The 21072-nt window shown below is 53.1% G+C and carries 13 protein-coding genes and 1 pseudogene; 2 read left to right on the top strand and 12 right to left on the bottom strand.

Annotated elements, in window-relative coordinates; all coding sequences use genetic code 11:
* Window positions 1-995: 995 nt before the first annotated feature.
* The 4 genes and pseudogenes from CVU77_01455 to CVU77_01440 all read right to left on the bottom strand — a co-directional run bounded on the left by CVU77_01455 (window position 996) and on the right by CVU77_01440 (window position 6090).
* Window positions 996-1342, bottom strand: a pseudogene (locus tag CVU77_01455) (hypothetical protein).
* Between the two features lie 112 nt (window positions 1343-1454).
* On the bottom strand, window positions 1455-2057 hold the full coding sequence (locus tag CVU77_01450; GenBank protein PKN02114.1) for a hypothetical protein: 603 nt from the start codon (window positions 2055-2057) through the stop codon (window positions 1455-1457).
* Between the two features lie 361 nt (window positions 2058-2418).
* Window positions 2419-4884 carry a hypothetical protein gene (locus CVU77_01445; GenBank protein PKN02113.1) on the bottom strand — a complete coding sequence of 822 codons (2466 nt, stop codon included), beginning with the start codon at window positions 4882-4884 and terminating at the stop codon, window positions 2419-2421.
* Between the two features lie 102 nt (window positions 4885-4986).
* Window positions 4987-6090 (bottom strand): glycerol-3-phosphate ABC transporter ATP-binding protein, encoded by a 1104-nt coding sequence (locus tag CVU77_01440; protein PKN02112.1) that lies wholly within the window; start codon window positions 6088-6090, stop codon window positions 4987-4989.
* Between the two features lie 205 nt (window positions 6091-6295).
* Here CVU77_01440 and CVU77_01435 point away from each other — a divergent pair, with 205 nt between their 5' ends.
* Both CVU77_01435 and CVU77_01430 read left to right on the top strand, forming a co-directional pair.
* Entirely contained in the window at window positions 6296-8734 is a 2439-nt protein-coding gene (locus CVU77_01435) for a hypothetical protein (GenBank protein ID PKN02111.1), read from the top strand.
* 174 nt (window positions 8735-8908) lie between these two features.
* Window positions 8909-11077, top strand: a complete 2169-nt coding sequence (locus CVU77_01430; GenBank protein ID PKN02110.1) for a hypothetical protein — start codon at window positions 8909-8911, stop codon at window positions 11075-11077.
* 442 nt (window positions 11078-11519) lie between these two features.
* Here the strand turns inward: CVU77_01430 and CVU77_01425 are convergent, their stop codons facing one another.
* The 8 genes from CVU77_01425 to CVU77_01390 form a co-directional block, all read right to left on the bottom strand.
* Window positions 11520-12536, bottom strand: coding sequence for a hypothetical protein (locus CVU77_01425; protein ID PKN02109.1), 1017 nt, complete (start codon window positions 12534-12536; stop codon window positions 11520-11522).
* A gap of 46 nt (window positions 12537-12582) precedes the next feature.
* On the bottom strand, window positions 12583-13011 hold the full coding sequence (locus CVU77_01420) for a hypothetical protein (GenBank protein ID PKN02108.1): 429 nt from the start codon (window positions 13009-13011) through the stop codon (window positions 12583-12585).
* A gap of 4 nt (window positions 13012-13015) precedes the next feature.
* The gene (locus tag CVU77_01415) at window positions 13016-15040 is read right to left on the bottom strand and encodes a hypothetical protein (protein ID PKN02107.1); all 2025 of its coding nucleotides are present in this window, start codon (window positions 15038-15040) and stop codon (window positions 13016-13018) included.
* A gap of 24 nt (window positions 15041-15064) precedes the next feature.
* Entirely contained in the window at window positions 15065-16630 is a 1566-nt protein-coding gene (locus CVU77_01410) for a hypothetical protein (GenBank protein PKN02106.1), read from the bottom strand.
* The gene (locus tag CVU77_01405; GenBank protein ID PKN02105.1) at window positions 16627-17478 is read right to left on the bottom strand and encodes a hypothetical protein; all 852 of its coding nucleotides are present in this window, start codon (window positions 17476-17478) and stop codon (window positions 16627-16629) included. Before CVU77_01405 ends, CVU77_01410 begins: the two co-directional genes overlap by 4 nt.
* Window positions 17479-17618: 140 nt before the next feature.
* Window positions 17619-18728, bottom strand: coding sequence for a hypothetical protein (locus CVU77_01400; GenBank protein ID PKN02104.1), 1110 nt, complete (start codon window positions 18726-18728; stop codon window positions 17619-17621).
* 23 nt (window positions 18729-18751) lie between these two features.
* The gene (locus tag CVU77_01395; protein ID PKN02103.1) at window positions 18752-20101 is read right to left on the bottom strand and encodes a hypothetical protein; all 1350 of its coding nucleotides are present in this window, start codon (window positions 20099-20101) and stop codon (window positions 18752-18754) included.
* Window positions 20102-20183: 82 nt separating this feature from the next.
* The gene (locus CVU77_01390) at window positions 20184-21026 is read right to left on the bottom strand and encodes a carbohydrate ABC transporter permease (GenBank protein ID PKN02102.1); all 843 of its coding nucleotides are present in this window, start codon (window positions 21024-21026) and stop codon (window positions 20184-20186) included.
* Window positions 21027-21072: the final 46 nt, after the last annotated feature.

The following is a 21072-nucleotide window of genomic DNA, read 5'->3' as shown; positions in this document are numbered from 1 at the left end:
TAAAGCGCAACACTAATCCGGTCGGCAAACCATGATGCGATTGCAGGTTACTTAAATATAATGCCTCGTCATTTGGATTATACAGTGTGACATAATCATTCCCGGCCGCGCCTGCATTTGGCGACACATCAGCAATAACAACCCCCGGATATCTGTACCTAATTAAATTCGGGAACACTCCCGTGGATGAGCAATTAGGATAATACCAAGACAAACCCATCAACCTTCCCGTCGCGCCATTGGGATTTTCCCTCGGGGTAGTTCCAAAAACATAGTTATTTGACCCGTTAGTGATATACATGGTAACCCTGATTGAAGAAGGGTTGCCGATATCTGCTCTGGGTATTTTTATCTCTACTATACCACTGCCATAATTCTGGCTTGTAGTTGCGCTCCCCGCCCAATCTCCCGACCAAGCCGAGCCGGTCCAATTTCTGTAGGTTTTATACTCGGCATTGGGCCTGAATAAATAGACGTATCCTGCACGGAAGGGAAGTGTATGGGTGCCAGTCCAATCAACCGAAGTAAAAGTTCCGGCGGTAGATGTTGGCGCTACTGTGCTGATATAAATCCAGACAACATCCGGGTCAGCGGTAAAAGTTCCGCCGCGATTATAAGCAAAATAAAAATTGCTCGCATCCCATGTGAAATAAAATTGCCCGAAAGAAGTGCCGAGCGCCTCATTGCTTTGCCAGTCGGCGAGGGCGGCGTCTATGGTTATCGTATTATTGGTTGTGGCAAAGGCGGGGCGCAGAACGCAAAGCGTCAAAAAAAACCAAACTCCGATAGCGGCAAAAATCCGTTTAACCATCATTAACCCAAAGTTACCGACTGTTCGTTCCTATCAGAATAATATCTTCTTAATCTTCCGTGCTTCCGTCTCGTCGTTAATCACAAGAATCTTTGGGGTGCGGCTTTCTATTCCCCCTTTTTAAAAGGGGAGCTCGACGAAATGTCTTAATCCCCCTTTTTTAAAGGGGGACACAGGGGGATTTTTACAAATTTTCATATATTTGCCCAACCACTAAATCAATATTTTGTAAAACTTCTCTGTCCGTAAATCTTAATATCTTGACACCGAGATTTTTAATGTAATCATCACGGATCTTATCTCTGCCCATACCATCTTTCGTATAGTGTTGGCCGCCATCGATTTCGATGACCAATTTGGCGGAGGAACAAAAAAATCCACTATATATTCACCTATCACTCTTTGTCTGTAAAATTGACATTTCTTTAATTGCTTCCGTCGGAGTTTTCCCCATATTTTTTTCTCGGCATCCGTCATATTCTTTCTTAATTCTCTTGAATATGATTTTAACTTGGGACTGTATGGCAAAATCATAAAATTAAAATCCCCCTCTTTCCCCCTTTAAAAAGGGGGAGGCCGATTTCCCCCTCAATCCTCCTTTTCCAAAGGGGGAGGTATTTCTTACGGATACGTCTTAAAAAAATCACAATATCATCTTCTTAATCTTGGCCGCCAGAGCCGCCACCTCAAGAGGTTTGGCCAGATAATCGTCGGCGCCCGATTTCATTATGCGTTCTTTGTTTTCCGTCGTATCATAACCCGTTACGGCCAGAATCTTTACGCCGTTCATAAACTTGCTTGCGCGAATCTGCTTGCAGACCTCAAAACCGTTTATCCCCGGAAGCATCAAGTCGAGCACTATTAAATCCGGCAGATAATCCGACAGCGCGCGGCCGGCGGTGAACCCGTCGTAGACGATTTTGACTTCGGCGTCGGGGAACTTCTCGGCGGCGACATCCCTGACGAGATTTCCCACCTCCGGTTCGTCGTCTATCACCAGTATTTTTTTGGATTTTCTGCCGGCGGCGAGTTCTTTTTTTATGGCATCCATAGTGAGTCCGCGGGCCGAGAGAAACTTTATCTTGTTTACGATCGCGGCGACGTCGTCGGGGTCGTAGAGGCGGTGCCCCCCTTTGGTTTCGTCGCTTGACTTCAAAAGTCCGATATCGGTGTAGTAACGGATTGTGGATGGAAGGACGCCTACAAGTTTGGCGGCTTCGGAAATTTTAAGGAGTTTTCTTGACATTTACATATCCTCGCTTTATATGAGATTGCTTTCATGTATGATTATGTAGCGGGCGCATTGCTATGCGCCATAATTGCGGGATAGCAATCCCGCCGCTACACATATCGCAGCAAAACATCAATCGAACATCACACTTCGCGTTTAATACGGTATTTATAGCAGATTCGCGGCGAAAAGTCAAGGTTTTTGTGGGATAGGGGGCGACGAAAAACGGCGGGCGAGAGCATTGTTGTCATTGCGAGGATTTTGTAGGGACAGGTCGCGACCTGTCCCTACTGACAAAACAATCTCGCGTATAGGGAGATTGCCACGCCCCTTCGGGGCTCGCAATAACAATGGGTGAGATTGGATGCGCGAGGTTTCAGATGCCGCGAAGGACGACGGCGCTCATCGGGGGGATGCGCAACTTTTTGAGTTGGATTTTTTTGCCGCTTACTACGTCTTCAAAGGACGCGGGGTTTTTGAAAAACGGCGGAAGTTCAACGCTGACTTCGGCGGGGCGGGGCGAACGGTTGATTGCAACGACGGCAGTTTCGCCGAAATAATTTTTGAGGTAAACGAGGGTGTTTTCCGACGACACAAGCGTGTGGCGCTCGCCAAAACGGAGCGCCTTGGAGGCACGGCGGAACGCGGCCAGCGCGCCGACATATTGGAGGGTTTCGCGCTCGTCGCCTGAGAGTTTGTCGAACTTCATCATTCGGCGGTTGTCGGGGTCGCCCGCGCCCGAGAGGCCTATTTCGTCGCCGTAATAAATCATGGGAACGCCCGGCTCAGAGAGAAGAAAAGCGAAAGCCATACGGAGTTTTTGATAGGTAGAGCGGTTTTTGACTTCGGGGCGATTGTCCCACGAGCGCGCTTTTTCGTTGGAACCGGGAGGTATCGCGCCGTCGGCGAAAGCGCTGAAACGGGCAAAGTCGTGATTGCCCAAAAGCGGGCTCGGAATGGATCCGACGTACTGCAAAGCTGATTTCCCGCTCTCGCGTTCGAGATAGTCGAGACCTTTAGTTTGCCAGGCGAAGACGTCTTTTATCGCCCAGTATATCGGAAAATCAAACTGTCCGTCGAGTTTATCAAAGCCGACGTATTCCATTATTTTTTCGCGTCCGGAGATGGTTTCTCCTACGAGGTAAAACATTTCTCCGCGCGGGATTTCGATGTCGCGGCGGATGCGGCGGCGGAGTTCCGTCCAGAATACCATAGGCACGTGCTTGACGGCGTCGAGGCGGAAGCCGTCGCAGTTTGTTTTCTTGATCCAATCGAGGCAGTTTGAGACCATATATTCGACGGCGGCGGGATTACCTTCGTAGGCAAAGTCGGGCAGGAAGTCGTCGAACCACGTGTCGAGCGGACGCTCGTCGAAAAGACGGATATTTTTGCGGCCGTCGGCCAGAGTAATTTTTGAAAACCATCCGGGATTTTTCTTGTAGACGGGATTTTCCTCGTGGGCGTGGTTTAACACCATATCGAGAATGACTTTGATGCCGCGCTTATGGGCCGCGGCCACGAGTTCGCGGAGTTCTTCAATAGTCCCGAATCTCGGGTCGGTCTCGTCGAAAGAAACCGGCCAGTAGCCGTGATAGCCGGTAAACTTTCTATGCGGAGGAAGAGCGTCGATATATGGCCGGTCGGGATTCTTAAAGTGAGGCGATATCCACAGCGCTCCCACGCCGAGCCGCTCAAAATAGCCGTCGCGGAGTTTTTCTGTGATGCCGGCAAAATCGCCACCGCGAAAATCCGCCGCCGGCGCAACGTCAGGGTCGCCGGATGGCCGGTCATTGGCGGCCGAGCCGCTGTGAAATCTGTCGGTGAAGGCGAAGTACATCAGCCGCCCGTTCCATCCGTCGTCCGACGGAAAGCGGGCGACGAAGCCGCTCAGTATCGCACCCGATTTATCGCGGGCCAATATCATGACGTCGGCGGGCGGCGAACCGAGGGATGCGAGTTTAATCGCTATTTCGCCGCGCGTTTCATCAACGGAATAGTCGCCTCCGCGGGCGAGGATTTTATCGCCGGAGACGAGCAACAGCGATGCGGCGTCGAAAGACGGCGCGGCTTTGCCGGCGATATACGCGACGCGCGCGGTTGTATCGTCGACGACAACGCTGTGCCATCGGCCGGACTTAGGCGGCGCGCCTACGAAAACAACGGAGTTCGTTCCGCCGAAGCCGTCGGGGACGGATGCGGGGTTGGCCGTGTCGGCGAGCCATTGTCCGTCGACGACGAACTTATAATTGTACTCTCCGGCGGCGAGTTTAAGCTCAATGGAGTAGAAACCTTTCTTGTCGGGCCCCGTCATGGGCGAGGCGGAAGGATTCCACGAATTAAAGTCCCCCGCCGCGGCGACGGATTTGACGGATTTTGCCGGTTTATAGCGCAAAACAGTCCGGCGCGGCGCTGTCACCCTCACCGCCACGGCGCGCGAAAAAGTCGTTTTGCCGTCGGAGGAAGCCGAGACGACGAAAGCGTCGAAGCCCGAAAAACCCGCCGGCGCCGAAATGACGAGGGCGGATCTTTTTGGCGCGACGGAAACGCGGACGGACTTCGCGCCGGATATATTGGTAACCGCCGGCCCCGACGCGACGGGCGCGCCGACGAACAAATCAAGCGGCATCTCGACGACGGAACCCGCCTCGACGTCGATGACGGGCGTTTCAAGCCCTCGCGCGTGCGCGGGCGGCGGGAATAAACCGGATATCGTCGATACACAAAAAAAAGCAGCCGCCAAAAATGTTTTTGTTTTTGGGTTCATATTTTGCCTCTTACTTCCTATTTTGGTGTAGTGTAGGGGCTTGTCCCCGTCAATAAACGCCCATAAAGAAACGCCCATAAAGAAACGCCCATAAAGGGCTACACTACCTTTACGGAGCGCACATTATTTAGTGAGACATTATCCTTTTCACCATTCACCATTTATCATTTACCTCCGCTTTCAAGCCAGCGCCGTTTCGGTTTCCTTGTCGAAAATCTTTATTTTATCGACATTGACGACGAGTTCGAGAATCTGGTTGGGCTTAGCGGTGTTGTGCGAATCAACCTTTGCGACGAAAGAGTTTTTCCCGGTGTTCATATGCAGATAAATCTCGGCGCCGAGCGGCTCTATGACGTCCACCGTAGCGGTGAAGATATTGCCGTCCATGGGGCCTATGCGATAGAAGAGTTTGTCGTGAATATCTTCGGGGCGGATGCCGGCCGTAACCATTTTACCGTCGAGATTTTTAAGCGCGGCGGTGAATTTAGCGGAGAGTTTAATATCGAAACTACCCTCGGATATCCACACCGCGTCATCCTTCGCGGCCACCTTGCAATCGAAAAAGTTCATCGGCGGGGAGCCGATAAAGCCGGCCACGAACTTGTCGACCGGATCCGAATAAAGTTTAATCGGCTCGTCGACCTGCAGTATCACGCCGTCTTTCATCACGCAGATTTTATCGCCCATCGTCATGGCCTCGATCTGGTCGTGCGTGACGTATATCATCGTCGCCTGAAGTCGCTGGTGGAGTTTTTTGAGTTCCGCGCGCATCTGGGCGCGGAGTTTGGCGTCAAGGTTGGAGAGCGGTTCGTCGAAAAGAAAGACCTTAGGTTTTCTGACGATGGCCCGTCCCACTGCAACGCGCTGACGCTGACCGCCCGAGAGATCCTTGGGTTTTCTGGCCAGGAGATGTTTTATGTTGAGAATGTCGGCGGCTTCGTTGACACGCTCGTCGATGAGTTTTTTTGAATAACCCCGCAGCTTCAGTCCGAAGGCCATGTTGTCGCGCACATTCATATGCGGATAGAGCGCGTAGTTCTGGAAGACCATGGCGATGTCTCTGTCCTTCGGAGGCACACCGTTGACGACAACGTCCCCGATGAGGATCTCTCCGGATGAAATATCTTCGAGTCCGGCTATCATGCGAAGCGTGGTCGTTTTGCCGCAGCCCGACGGGCCCACGAGAATGCAGAATTCCTTGTCCGCTATCGTAAGATTGAAATTTTTTACGATTTCGGCGTCCCCGTATTTTTTCCAGACATTTTTGATGATGACTTGAGCCATATTTCCTCCGGTTATCCAAGGTTGTCAGCCGAATTATACATAATGAAAAGGCGCTTTCCAAAAATTGCGCGGACGGCGGATACCGCCTGTGTTAAAACGTTTTACCGATTTTTGCCTGCGAGGGTCATTTTTGTATAATGGCTTCGCGGCGGAATTGAACGATGCCGCCTTTTCATCCATCTCTCTGTGACGTAATGGAGGCACAATGTTTTCATCGAAAAAATGTTTCTTCGCGGCGGTTTTCTCCGTCGCGCTGTTGATGACGACGGCTCTGTCGGCGGTGATTGCGCCGACGCAGAAAATCTCTTTTCTATATGAACCCCGGCCCGGAGAGGCGGTAAATTCCGTGGCGGTAGTCGGATCGTTTAACCAATGGAATTCCTCAAAAGACCTGATGCGCCGGCGGCCCGACGGGAAATTCGAGGCGAAGCTCGAACTCAAAGAAGGCCTCCACTTATACAAACTCGTCGTCAACGGCGACCGCTGGATGGAGGACCCCAAGGCCGACGCGGCCCTAAAAAAGGAAGACGGCTTCGGAGGTTTCAATTCGGGCATTGCCGTCGGTGAGACGGGAACGTCATACGGGGCGCCTATTCTCAACAACATCGCGGTGGCGGCGCTGCGCCACGATCCTCGCAAGATAGAATATTTTAACGTAATAACGAAGGGTCTTGCCGAGATAAAACTTCGCGCGCTCGCCGGAGACGTCGAAAACGCCGAAGTCGTCTCGGGCGGCGGCAAACGTTTTGCGATGGAAAAAACAAAGACCTATCTCGGCTTCGACTACTGGAGCGCTTTCGCCGAGATTCCCCGCGACGCGCAAAATCTCAAATATTCGTTTGCCCTGGCCGACGGAAACACCAAGATAATTTACCCCTCCGCCGGGACGGTTTTCACTGCCTCGACAAAAATAAAGTTCGCGACGCCCGATTGGGCGAAAGGCGCGGTCTGGTATCAGGTAATGCCCGAGCGCTTCCGCGATGGCGACCCCGCGAACAATCCCGACGGCTCGCTTCCGTGGACATGGGATTTTTCCAGGAAACATCCCTCGGAGCAGGGCGGCTTCTACGATTTCGTCTGGGGACGGCGCTTCGGCGGAGACATTCAGGGACTCGTCGAAAAACTTGATTATCTCAAAGAAATGGGCGTGACCGCGCTGTATCTTACGCCGGTATTCAAAGCCGAATCGCACCACAAATACAACACCTCGGATTATCGCCACATAGACGACAATCTCGGATTCAAGGGCGACATCGCCGAACTCAGGGGCGAGACGGATGATCCCGCCACGTGGAAATGGACAAAGACCGACATGCTCTTTCTGGATTTTCTTAAAAAAGCCAAGGCGATGGGCTTTCGCGTCATCATCGACGGAGTATTCAATCACTCGGGCGATAACTTCTGGGCATTTAACGACGTCAAGAAAAAAGGCAGGAAATCGAAATACGCCGACTGGTTCAGTGTCACCGACTGGGAATTATTCATGCGCGAAGCGCACACTGGCCGCGGCTACGAGGGTTGGGCGGGATTCGGCGGGCTGCCGGAATTCAGGGAAGACGAAAACGGTCTCGTCGCCGGCCCAAAAAAACACATCTTCGACATCACCCGCCGCTGGATGGATCCCAACGGCGACGGCGATCCTTCCGACGGTATAGACGGCTGGCGATTAGACGTTCCCGAGAATGTCAAGATGCCTTTCTGGGTCGAGTGGTCGCGGCTTGTCAAGTCCATCAACCCCGACGCCTATATCTCGGGCGAATTATGGGACGAATCCCCCGAATGGCTGAAACCCGAACTTTTTCACGCGCAGATGAACTATCCTTTTATCAAGACGACGCTCAACTGGCTCTCCAACGGCTGGATAAAGCCCTCGAAGTTTGATTCGGAGATAAAACGGCTTTTGGCGCTTTATCCTTATCAGGTCAACTTCGTCCAGCAGAATCTCTTCGACAGCCACGACACCGACCGCGCCGTCTCGATGCTTTCTAATCCGGGGCGCCACTACGACAAGGGTAACCGCCTCAATCCGTCGGACACCGGCGACTATAACCCGTCGTACAAGCAGGGGCGGCCGTCGAAAGACGTCTACGAAAAACTCAAAAAAGTGACGGCTGTGCAGTTTGCGCTGCCCGGTGCGCCGATGATATGGTACGGCTCCGAAGCCGGGATGTGGAGTTCGGACGACCCGTTCTGCCGCGAGCCTATGGTATGGAAAGACCTTGCGTTCGACGATAAAGATAAAATATTTATGCGCGATATTTACGAGCACTACAGGAAACTCTCCGCGATACATAACACGCGCGAGGAACTCCATACCGGCGTTTACGAGAGTGTGCTCGCCGACGACGAAAATGAAATTATCGTCTTTGCCAGGAGAAGAGGCGCGGACAGGATTTTTGTCGCGGTCAACAATTCCGCCGCCTCCCGCGCCGTCACGTTCGACGCGGGCGCGCCCGACGGAACGGAGTACTTCGACATCCTCGGCGAGAAGCGCTACGAACTCTTCGACGCCCCCGGCGCCGACGGCGGACGCGTCGTAAAAAAAATCAGGGTCGCAAAGCCCTCACGCTTAATGAAAGTAAAAAAATCGAAGTTGTCCGTGGACATCCCGGCAGGATCGGCGATGATACTCGTTGCGCGCTGAAAAATACTTATTGAGATTCGCATAATGAGATTGTTGAAAAACCCTTAATTATGTCATTCCCGCGAAAGCGGGAATCCAGAGTTTCCGTCAGTAATGGATTCCCGATTAAAACGTTCGGGAATGACAAAATAGTAAAAAATACTTTTTCAACGGTCTCGTTATAAGGGCACACACATGAAAATACACAAAATATCTTCGGCGCCGGTGGTTTATCTCGTCGACAAAAACTACCGCGTCACAGTTTACTCCGACTCGCTGCTGCGGCTTGAATACACCGCGGAGGGAGTTTTCGACGACGAAAATCCGCTGATACTCGAACCGAATTTCAGCGGGGAAGTCCCCCACTCGGTTGTAACCAACGGCCTGTTCGCCCTCAAAACCCGCCGCTTCGCGCTGGAACTCCTTCCCGACGGAAAATGCTTCGACATAGGCAACCTCAAAATCCGCGTCTTCGGCGCGCTCTCGGGCGAGAGTGTATTCGAACCGGGGGGCGAAGACACCGAAAACCTCGGCGGCGCGCACATCGACCTTTACAAATATCCGTCGGGCAAGATTTACGAGAGCTTCACGCCGGGCCTCGTCTCGAAAAACGGCTACTTCGTCTACCGCAACCACTGCGATTTTCTGCGCGACGAAAAAACCGGATGGATAAAAAAGCGCTCGTCGAGCGACTTTCAGGATTGGTATTTCTTCGCCTGCGGAACCGACTACAAAAAGGCCTTCGCCGATTTTATCGGACTATTCGGGAAAATCCCGATGATACCCCGATGGGCGCTCGGCTACTGGTACTCGCGCTGGCACAAGTTCCGCCACGATGATATCCTCGGCGTCGTCGACAAATTCCGCGAACTCGGCATACCTCTGGACGTCTTCGTCATAGACACCGACTGGCGAAAATGCGGATGGAACGGCTACGAGTGGAACTCCGAGTTCTTTCCCGATCCCGCGCGGTTCATCTCGGATCTAAAAAAACTCGGAGTGAAATGCTGCCTCAACGACCACCCCGGCTACGGCGTTTCGGACGAGCTTCCCCCTGACGACCCCTGCCGCGCCCAAATAAAAAAAGTCCTGCCCGATATAAGCGATTTCCGCGTTCAGTGGAACGACGACCGCTATGTGCGCGCGTGGTCGGAAAAGATATTCACGAAAATTCTCGACGAAGGAATCGACTTCTGGTGGGTGGACGGCTGGGGCGCTTCAGGCGGGATAATGGACTTGCACTCTCAGATGTGGCTCAACAGGTTTTACTACGAAGCCGCCGCCAATGCCCGCGACGGCCGCAGAGCGATGATACTTTCACGATGGGGCGGTATCGGCTCCCACAAATATCCGGTACAATTCTCCGGCGATACATATTCGACTTTTGAGACGATAAAGCGCCAGATTGCATTCACGCATCAGGGCGGGAACATAGGCGCGGCTTACTGGTCGCACGATATCGGCGGGTTTCTGGGAAAAAATATAGACGAGGAACTTTTTATCAGATGGGTAGAGTTCGGATGTTTTTCTCCTGTTTTGCGCACACATTCGTCGGGCGCGTCCCGCGACGCCTGGAATTATTCCGAAGAGGCGGTTTCTATCTTCAAAAAATACGTCCGCGCGAGATACGCGCTGAATCCTTATCTTTACTCTTTGGCGCGCGAATGCCACGAAACGGGAGTGCCGCCTTTCCGCGGGCTTTACGTCGAGTATCCGCGGGACGCAAACTGCTACGATTACAGGGAGCAGTACCTCATCGGCGCTTCGCTTATGGCCGCGCCCGCTTACTCGCCGGGCAGGGTTTCCACGAGAATGACATATTTCCCCGAAGGCACGTGGATACCACTTGAGGACGGCGAGATAATAAAAGGAAAACGCTCGCGCCATATCGACGTCGCCATCGACAAAATCGCGCTCTTCGCCCGGGAGGGCTCGATAATTCCGTCGACCGCGCCGGCCGGGCGGCTCGGCGTGCCGAAAAATATTGAATTTCTCGTTTTTCCGTCGCGCGGCGAAACGTTTTTTGACTACTACGAAGACGACGGCGTCACAAACGCCTGCGACAACGGCGCGTATCTTAAAAGACGCGTTATTGCGCGCTCGCGCGGCGGCAGGGTCTTGATAAAGTTATCGGCGGCGGAGGGCGGCTCTTATGACGGGGCGCCTGAAACGCAGGAAATCAGTTTTCTGGTTTTTGGAGGGAAGCGCAAAGCCAGGAAAGTTCTCGTCGAAGGGAAGAAAACCGAGTTCTCGACGACAAACAAGATATTCGGCGAAACGCTTGAAAGCCGCTTTAACTTCGCGCGGGTAAACGCCGAGCGTGTCGCGCCCGGCGACGAAATTTCCGTCGAAGTCATTTTCTGAAAATTCCCCACCCTTGCCCCCAAAAAAAGAGAAAAAAAGCAAGATACCGAGATTGTTGAAAAACTCCGTAATTTGTCATTGCGAGCCCCGCCGTTGTGTGGCGGGGCGCGGCAATCTCACATTTTGATTGAAAAACGAGATTGCTTCGTCGGTCGCCACGGCGACCTCCTCGTAATGACGACCAAGGGGACTTTTTTAACGGTCTCATAATAAGAAGCAAGAGGCGAGAAGTAAGAGACAAGATAAAGACAATTCTTGTTTCTTACTTGAGACCGTTGAAAAACCTCTATTTTGTCATTCTGACCAAGTTGAAAACTTGGGAAGAATCTCGCCTTCCTACGGACAACGAGACCCTTCACTTCGTTCAGGGTGACATCCGGTGAACTTTTTCAACGGTCTCACTTCTTGCCTCTTACTTCTTAAACTTCTCCCTTCTTTTATATCAGCGAACCTCGATGACTGAGTTTTTCCCGCCGAGGCCGTCTTCGGAGTTTTGGGAGTTCGACGGATCCTCTTTCCATTCGCCGTCGACGACAAACTTATACTGATATTTGCCTTTACCCAGAGGAACCGATGTCTTCCAGATGCCCGACTTATCCTTTTCGAGACGGTGCGACGAGGCGCTCCAGTTATTGAAACTGCCCGCAACTGCGACGCTTTTGGCGGATGCATTTTCGTAAACGAACTCTATCCCCGTCTTGGTCTGTCTCGTCGCGGCCGACAGTTTGTGCGACGGCGCGGCGGCTGCGACTACTTCCAGAACCGAGTTCTTTCCGCCGTAACCGTCGTCGGAGGTTGCGGTATTGACGGGATCATTGAGCCACTGTCCGTCGACGATGAACTTATAATTGTATCTTCCGGGGGGGATTTTCTTGACGAGCAGCCACGTTCCGTCTTTCTGCCTTATGAGCGGATCGGCCTGCGCGTTCCATGCGTTGAACTCGCCCGCCGCGAAGACGTTTTTCGCCGCGGGGTTTTTATAGACAAATCTAACGCCCTCGCCCGTAACTTTCGGCCCGCCTGCGCCGGGCGCCGCGGTTGCGGGGGCGGGTTTTCCATCTGCCGCAGATTTTATTTCCACAGCCGAGTTTTTCCCGCCTAAGCCGTCGTCGGAGGTTTGAGGATTGGAAGGATCTGCCATCCAGTTGCCGTCGACGACGAACTTGTACTGATGCGTTCCCGTTTTCAACGGCAGCGTCGCGCGCCAAACACCCTTTTTATCTTTCGAAAGAGCGTCGCGCGAAGAGTTCCAGTCGTTGAAAGAACCGGCCACGAAGACGTTTTTCGCCGAGGGGTTTTCGTAAACGAACTCGACGCCCGCGCCGGTAACGCGCGTAGCGCATTCGACGGATTTGCCGCTCTCGGCCGAACCGACTTTCCTCAGTTTCGCTCCGGCTGAAGAAACGGCGAATGCCGCCGTCAGAGCGCAAACCAGCGCAACCACAAATCTGCGTTTCATCTTAATACCTCCGTTATCCCCCCTAATCTCCCAATCTCCTAATTTCCTATTTTACGACGAGAAGCGAGTTGAGATTGCCGGTTCCGTCATCGACTGTGTTGGTGTTATATGGATCGGTAATCCACGTTTGATAATCTATCACTATTTTATATTGATATCGGCCCGGAGATATCTCGGACGACGCCTGCCAGACGCCCCCCTTTTCGTTTCTTTTCATCACTATCGCGCGCGGCTGTTCGGGACGATATTCCCATCCATTGAACTCACCGGCCACCGAGACGCTCTTAGCGGAATCGGAGTCGTAATAAAAAACAACCTTAGCGCCGTCAATTACGGGCGACTCTATACGGTCGCGGATAATGTTGAACGTGGCGCAGCCGGAAAATACGGCGAGTGCAAGGAAGAACGTCGCCGCGACCGGAATTATGCCGGCCCGACGCGATTGTATCCGGTCTGTCGCAGAATATTTTTCCATATCGTTAAAATCTCACGAACATACGCACGGAAATTCTCCGAAGCGACTCAAGCGTCCGCGCGGCTTCAAGAATCGACGCTTCGCGCAGATTATATAAAAAGCTTTCCCGCGCGTCAAATCCCGCGAGAATATCGTCGTCGGTGTCCTCGGGGTCGAGCCCCCAACCGAGCCGCACGTATGAATTTTTCGAGAAGTCGTATTTGAGCGCCAGAAAAAGCGCCGAGTATGCTTTCAAGCCGCCTTCGTTTTTATCGTCCCACGCGAACAATCTGAGCGCGGACTCGACCGTAATATCCGGCCAAATTTTGACGGCGGCATCGAGCGCCGACTCGGAAAGCGTGATTTCGTCGGGCGCGGCGATGAACGGATTGACATTCCAGATTCCGCCGGCGTAGGATCGCGGCAAGAGTTTAAGCGAAGATATTCTGCTTTTCGCTCCGACGGAAAACGCGGGAGCGGAATATTCCGCGGCGCTTATAACGGCATTTTCCTCTTCGACGGCATGGACGAGAAATCCGACGGACGCGGCTTCCATCGGAAATAGACCTTGATAGACGAGAGGCCGCGCGTAGGGATGTATGTCGAGCGGGAGTATTTTTTCTATCCGCGAGTTTTTTCGCGACGAGCCCGCCGCCGCTAAAGTGAAAGATCCGGCGCGCAGACGCGCGGCCAAAGAAAAACCGGAGCCGGTGGCGGCGAAGGTTTCGCCCGCATAAAGCGGCGGGGTGAAAGTTGTGTTCCGGCTTGACGCCGAGGCCTGAAGCGAGAGTATCTTTCCGCGCGAGTATTTTACGCCGTAAATACTCTCGGCGCCGTTTTCGATGGTCCACGTCTTTTCGTGCGCGCTGCCCCCCGATATCTTTTGCGATTTCAATTCTTTCTTTACCGACGCCGTTTCACCGAACAGGGCGACACCGGGCAGAAAGTCGAATTTTCCGTCAACGCCTATGAAATCTTCGTTGAGATATCCGTTATACCAGGTCGCAACGCTTCCTCTGGCCGCGGCGTCCCATGAGTAGCCGTTCGGCTTTTCGGGATCGGGAAACCAGTTGTTGTCGCTGTTCGCCCACGGCCACCATCCGCCGCGAGTGCGCCTCGTCGTAAAAGCGATTTTCAACGGGATGGATTTGAAACTCCGCGCATAACGAAGTCCGCTGTTGTCTTCAAGAGTGTGAAAGTACGTCGCCGGACGGAGCATGTCCGAATAAAACGCGGAAAAGGCCCCGCCGAGAAAATCCGTTTTTACGGCGACGGCCTGCTCCCAGAGACCGAACGCCTTATGCGGATTGGTTTCATCGAAGAACTCGACGGCGTCGTATTTCAGCGTCACGGCCCTGTCTGTCGCGCGCAGAGGGTCGTCGAACTGAATCGCTTTCTGCTTGTAATACATCGACGTCTCGAAACCCGTCGGCGCGAAACTTATCCGGCCCTGTTTAAATAGGAGTTTGCCCGAGGTTTTGTCGCCGTCATATTCAAGCCGCGCGAAGCCCGAGGCGTCTTTCGAGGCGGTTATATTCCAGTCGAAGTCCGCGTGATTGACGGGCGGCATGGAAGAGAAGTCGTCCCGCTGTTGGCGGGACTGCGCTCCGAGTTCGGCGACGAACTTGCCCGAGAAATTTATCTTTGCCGAGTAGGGCGTATTGGGCGCGGAGGCGGGCTCCTCAACAACAAGCCGTCCGTCTTTCTTTTTCACTTCGGCGACGAGATTGGCGCCCTCCTGCCACGTTCCGTCGACGACAAATTTATATTCGTGTCTTCCCTCGCCAAGCTCAACAACCGTCGTCCAGAGTCCGCGGACGGGGTCGTACTTTAGAAATTTTTTTTCATGGTTCCATGAATTAAACTCACCGGCCACGGCAATCTTTTTGGCGTCGCGGGCGGCTTCGTAAGCGAATTCCACGCCGCCCTGAACGGCTTTCGGCGCCAAAGGACCGGCGGCGGAAGAAACCGCAAGAAGCGCTACAAAAACCGCCGAGGCGATGATCATATGATTCTTGTTCGCGAACGCGATATTTTTTTTCTTTTTCATATTTGTCTCCGTTCGACGACAAAATCAAAAGTTAATCTTGAAAAGTATCCTGACCACGTCGACGAGCGAGCGATCGTAATCGGTTATGTCGGAGTCGTGCGACAGCGAATCGGTGTGCCAGCCGTCGCCGTATTCAACATAACCCTCGATGTCCCATCCCATAAAATATCTAAGTTGATAGAAAGCGCTCGACCAGTTTCTGCCGCGTTTAGCCGCGTTCACCGAGACCGTGCGCGCATAAAGCTGCAGATGATCGGAAAGGTTGTATCTGACTTCGGCGCCGATGATGTGTCTTTCGCCAAGACCCGTTTCGGAGCCGGCGTCCTTTACCCTGAACTGGACGCGCGAATAAACATCGCGCGTATCGCCCGAAATTTCAAAGAGAAACCCCGGCCACGATCCTTGTCTATCGCCGGAAAGCTCGACGGCGGAGATGTTTTTTATGCCGTTGGCGAAATCTATCCGCGATTCGATAGCGTCGTAGGAACCGGTATACGTCTCTGTGGCCCGGTAAATAATATAATCCTCGCGGATATTCTGATTGTTGGTCAGGTAATCGAAGTCAGACATTCTATATTTTCGTTTGTACGTGAAGGTTATCATTTTTTTCGGCCACAGATAGCCGGTTTCAAAGTAATATCCCCGGCGGCCGAACTCTTTGTCGGCGTCGTTTCCGTCGCGGGAGAGCCGCCCGAAGGCGCGCGACAGCTCCGAACGATAGCCCGGCCCATAGTCGTAGAAACGCGTTTGCAGGCGCAGCGGCCTTAAGTTTAAGTCGCGCAACTCGGCGGCGAACGCCGTCTGATTTTCCGACGGAAGCGGGTCGTTCGCCGATCCTTTTTTTTGGGAACCCGACCATTCGCCCGTCAATGTCGCGTCGAAAACCGAAAGTTTGGCGTCGAGCGAAATGACGTCGTTTATCATCGCGTGCTCATTGAGAAAATTGCCGGCGGAATCGTACTTTTGCTGTATCAGCGCCGAATTCAGATAAGATCCTCCGACGGATATTCTGTCGAGCGCCTCGATAGGTGTCCTGAAATCCGCGCCAAGGCGTGCGACGAAATTATGCGCGTTTTCGTCAAAATAAGAGCCGTACCACTCCTGCCGCGCTTTAGGCAGGGACTTTGTTAAAACAACGCTTGCCCTCAAGGGTGTCCCCGCGCCGAAAAAGTTGATCCGCGCGCCGGAGCCGTCGTTGAAGTATGAGGCCTTCGATTGTTCGGATATTCGTAAGAGCGGCGAGTCGATCCAGTGTCTTTCTTCTTTAAGCAGAAAAAATGTCTCGCCCGAACCAAACCGCCATTTTCCCCACCCGCGCTCAAGTTCGAAAAAATATTTTTCGTTCCAACTTTCGTTCGTGCGCGCCGAAAACTGCGAATATACTTCCACACCTTGTCGCGGATTCGCCCAAAACTTTGTCTGCAGGTAATGCTTTGGCGAGGCGAGATTCCATTCGAAATCCGATTCCTTACGCCAAGAAAATTCGGTTTCGTAATAACCGCCGATTCCGACAGACGAAGCCCAAGCCGCGGCATCGACAAAGCCGAGCGCCATAACCGCCAGAATGAGGCGCGCAAGCGGTTTTTTCATAATTTCATCCTGACACCCGTCTGGTAGAGTTGACCCAGATTATGGTCGGAAAGCAGGGCGAAATCAATCGAGATAAAACCTGTTTCTATGCCGAATCCGAAGGTCGGGCGGCCACGCTCGACGCCGACGCGCACCGGCAGCATTCCGCCGATGACGACCTCAAATCCGCAGCGCAAAACATTGCCGGCCGTTTCGTGTTCCGCTGTTACAAGACCGCTCGCAAATGGATGGTATCTTAAGCCCAGCCGCGCCGATTGAGCTAGTTTTTCGCCGTCGGCAAGCTGCGGTTCGTTGATGTTGTCGGCGACGGCGGCGGCAAGTATGTCGTCGGAAATCTGCCATAAAACGCCGAGGGCGAAGCCCGCGGCCGAGCGTGGGCCTTTATAAAACGGCGTCGTAAAATTCTTGACTTCACTTTTGTAAGAAGAAACCGCCGCCCCGACGCTCGTACTGTCGGAGATTTGCCTTGCGAAGGCGATAGCCGCGACGTCCTCGTCATAAGTCCCCTGAAGTCCGAGTTTCTCCCACGAGATGCCCCACGCCGAGGCGCCGCGCGCATAAACCGCAGCCGTCTCGGCGCGGTACAATCCATCGGCGGCATAGATATCGGCGTAGCCGCAGGCGAGAGCGATTCCATCCGATTGAACCATCCCCGCGGGATTGGAGCGCACGGCCGATGCGTCGTCGGCAAGCGCCGCCGAGGCGCCGCCCAGCGACAACACCCTCGCTGAGGACGGGAAACGGATGAAAGCGGCCAGCGCGTCCGTCGGGCATAAAACGAGGAATATTGCGGCACAGACAAAGACAGGGAATTTCTGCACCGACGAGAAAAGAGAGAAAAAGTCCATAGTTAAAAGTTCACAGTTCGGCAAGCGGAAAAGATGAGATTAGGTGATTGTGAGATTAGAGGATTATTGCGCTAAAAAGTAGTTCCCTAATTTCCCAATCTCTTAATCTCTGCCTTCTGGTTTCTGTCCTCTGCCTTTAATCACCTTATGACAACGACGGCCTTATTAAGACGCGCGCTTTCGTCGAGCGAAGACGCGCGCAGATTGATTATGTAAACGCCGCCGGCGACATCGGCGCCCGAATCGTCCCGGCCGTCCCACGAAAAACTCAGGACAAAATTTTGGGCGGAGGTCTGTGCCGAAAGCGTCCTGATTTTTTTTCCGTCGAGGCCGTAGATTTCCGCCGAGACCGAAGATTCTTTTGTGACCTCGACGCGCAAAATCGTCAAGGAGTGAAGCGCGGGCGCAAACTTAACCTCCGAAAGAGACACCTCTCTGAAGGAAAGCGCAGCGCGCGCAAAAGCGTCGTCGGGCAGGCCGTCGCCGTCGGAATCGACGACGACTTGCGCGTAATTTGATATCAGGGCGTCGCCGAGTCCGGTCAATTCGTTGTCCGGCGCGCAGTCACCGCCGAGATAGCCGTAATCTCCGGACGCGGCCGAACCTATGTCGCCGGTGGCAAGGGAGGCGAATATCTTTATGCGCGCCCCGGTATCGACGGCGTTCCCGCGCGAATAAAGAAGGTCGAAAGGAATCTTCATCTCCCACCCCGCCGCGGCCGAAGTTTTAGAGTTTTTCAGCGAACACTTTGAACTTACGTTCTCGGCGCTCCACGAAGAACTCAACCTGTAAAAATTGCCGTCGGAGCCGTCCCACGCGCCGTAGAAGAAATCGGGCGCAAAGTTTTCGAAGCTCACGCGGCGGTTCCACGTTTTTATTTCGCGCAAATCGGAATAACCCGCTCCGCGCCCGCTGTCGAGATATAACAGGATACCTTTGTCCGTCGCCATTCCCTCGACGCCCACGTAAAGCGCCTCGGCATCCCACGTGACGCGGAGATTTTTTATCTCGTTTTTGCCGGCGCCCGGGTCCCATACGGAGTCGGCGGAATCGGCGACTCTTGTTTCGTCGGACGCCCACTCGGATAAATCGCCGTCGACGGTAATGGTGTGACGCGGCGCGGAGAAAAGCAGGGCATGGGGTTTAGGGGTTAGGGTATAGAAAAAAATTAAAACAAAAATCCTAACCCCTAAACCCTGAACCCTAAACCCTGCCTTTCTAAACCCTGTCTTTTCTATATTTTTATTCATTTTACTAAACCCTAGACCCTAACTTATTCCAGATTCAACACCCTCTTGTTGATTTCCTCGACGGCGTCCTTGAGCGACCGCTCGACGGTTTTCTGTCCCGAAAGCGCGGTGTACATCTCGGCATTCATTATGCTTTCGAGTTCGTCATAGTCGAGAACCTTCGGGCGCGGCACGGCCGTCTTCATCTGCTCCATGAATATTTTCAGTTCCGGCAGCGCGGAAACGTTCACCATCGGATATGCCTTGATATTGACGGGAATCTGACTCAGCGCCTCCGCCCACTTTTTCTGCGTCGCCGGCGAGACAAGATACATGAGAAACTTATACGCTTCGTCGGGATGGCGGGATGTTCTGAATACCACCATACTCGATCCGCCGACGTTTGTCGACGAACCGGCGGGTCCGCGCGGTATCAGCGAAACGCCGAACGGAATGCCCGCGTCCTTGAATCTTTTGAGGTTCCACGGGCCGGTAAATATCATCGCGTATTTGCGGTTAATGAATCCGGTGTCGGGGCTTATCGCGCCCGCCTGCCAGGCGCCCGCCTCGACCTTGTGCCTGGCGTAGAGATCCACTTTAAGTTGAAGCGCCTCGCGCGCCGCCAAAGAGTCCAGCAGACAGGTTTTTCCGTCGTCGCTGATGAATTTCACACCGTATGTGTTAAAAAACGGAAATGTGAACCACAGCGAAAGGTCCGCCGCAAAGCCGAACTGGTCGGCGCGACCGTCGCCGTCGAGGTCGCGCGTGAGGGCTTTGGCGTATTTGACGAATTCTTCCCACGTCGCAGGCCCGCGCGCGAACCCGGCATCGGCGAAGAGTTTTTTGTTATAAAAAAGCGCCACGCCGGTCGTCTGATCGGGAAGGCCGAATATCCTTTTGCGCGACGACGTCGAGCCGTGGACGAAGAACGACTCGGGGAAGACGTTCGCCTGCGCCGCAGCGGGTACGAGATCTCCGATGATTCTGTCCGCGCCGTAATCACTCAAGTCGATGACCGAGCGCGACCTCACGAGCCGCGGCAGGAAAGCAGGGTCAACCCGCGCGATGTCGGGCACCGTATGCGTTATCATCGCTACTTTTATTTTCGTGACGTGCTGATCCCACGGTATGCGCTGAACTTTTATCTTCACGCCCTGATTATTCTTTTCGTATTCGGAGACGACCTTGAGAAACACATCGTGTTCCTCGTTATTGTACGTCTGCCAGATGGTGAGAAATTTGACGCCATCGGCAATCGGCTCTTTTGCCTTCCGGACGCAACCACCGACAAAGACAGCAAAAAGTAAGGAAACAAGTAGCAGGCGAAACTTGTCCCGAGTGAAACGAGGGATTGCTATTCGCCCTAACGGTCGCATTAATCTTATTTTTTTCATTTTCCCTCCGGTCTTTTACGATTTGTAGCGCGAACTTTTAAGTTCGCTTTTTTATTAGCGAGGATAAATCCTCGCGCTACATTTACTCTTTTACGGCTCCCGACGTCAGTCCCTCGATAAAAAACTTCTGGGCGACAACGAATATCAACGCTATCGGGATTATACTGAAACACGACGCCGCCATCATCTTTGCCCAGTCGGAGGTGTACTGCCCCTTAAAAAGCGCGAGGCCTATGGGCAGAGTAAGTTTGTCCGACTCGGGCGTGTTTACGACGAGATGCCAGAGAAAGTTCGACCAGTGAAAAAGAAAGCTCAAAAGAAAAACCATCGTTATTATTGTCATGGAAAGCGGCACTATCAGCCGCCAGAATATCTGCCATTCGCCCGCGCCGTCTATCTTGGCGGATTCTATGATGCTCGTCGGAATCGTCTCCATGTACTGCCTCATCAGGAATATCCCGAAGACATTGGCCAGATGCGGAACAACCATTCCCGAGTAGGTGTTTATCCACCCGAGTTTCGTGACGATGGCGAACTGCGGCACCAAAAACATCATCCCCGGTATCATCATCGTAGCCAGAAGAATCCAGAATATCTGCTCTTTGAAATAAAAATCTTTCTTCGCGAAAACGTAACCGCCCAGCGAGCAGAACAGCGCCGTGAAAAAACCGCCGCTCGTCGCCACTATCAAACTGTTGACGAAGAATCTTCCGAAAGGATACGAGGGATTCGTCCAGATGTCGACGAAATTTTTAAGAAGCGGTTTTTGCAGGATAAAATTCAGCGCGAAAACCTGTTCGTCGGGTTTCAGCGCAACGAGTATCATCCAGAAAAACGGGAAAAGCACGAAGACCGCGCCTACGGCCAGCGCGACGTAGAGAAATGTTTTTTTTGCCAGTTCCGGCGTTTTTGTTATCAATGTCATTTTTTTCCTCCGTTGAAATAATGTAGCGGGCGAATTGCTATTCGCC

This window comes from Elusimicrobia bacterium HGW-Elusimicrobia-1 (assembly GCA_002841695.1).
GTDB lineage: Bacteria > Elusimicrobiota > Endomicrobiia > PHAN01 > PHAN01 > PHAN01.
The sequence above is the reverse complement of the archived record's forward strand: the minus strand, read 5'-3'. Positions and strand labels throughout refer to the sequence as shown.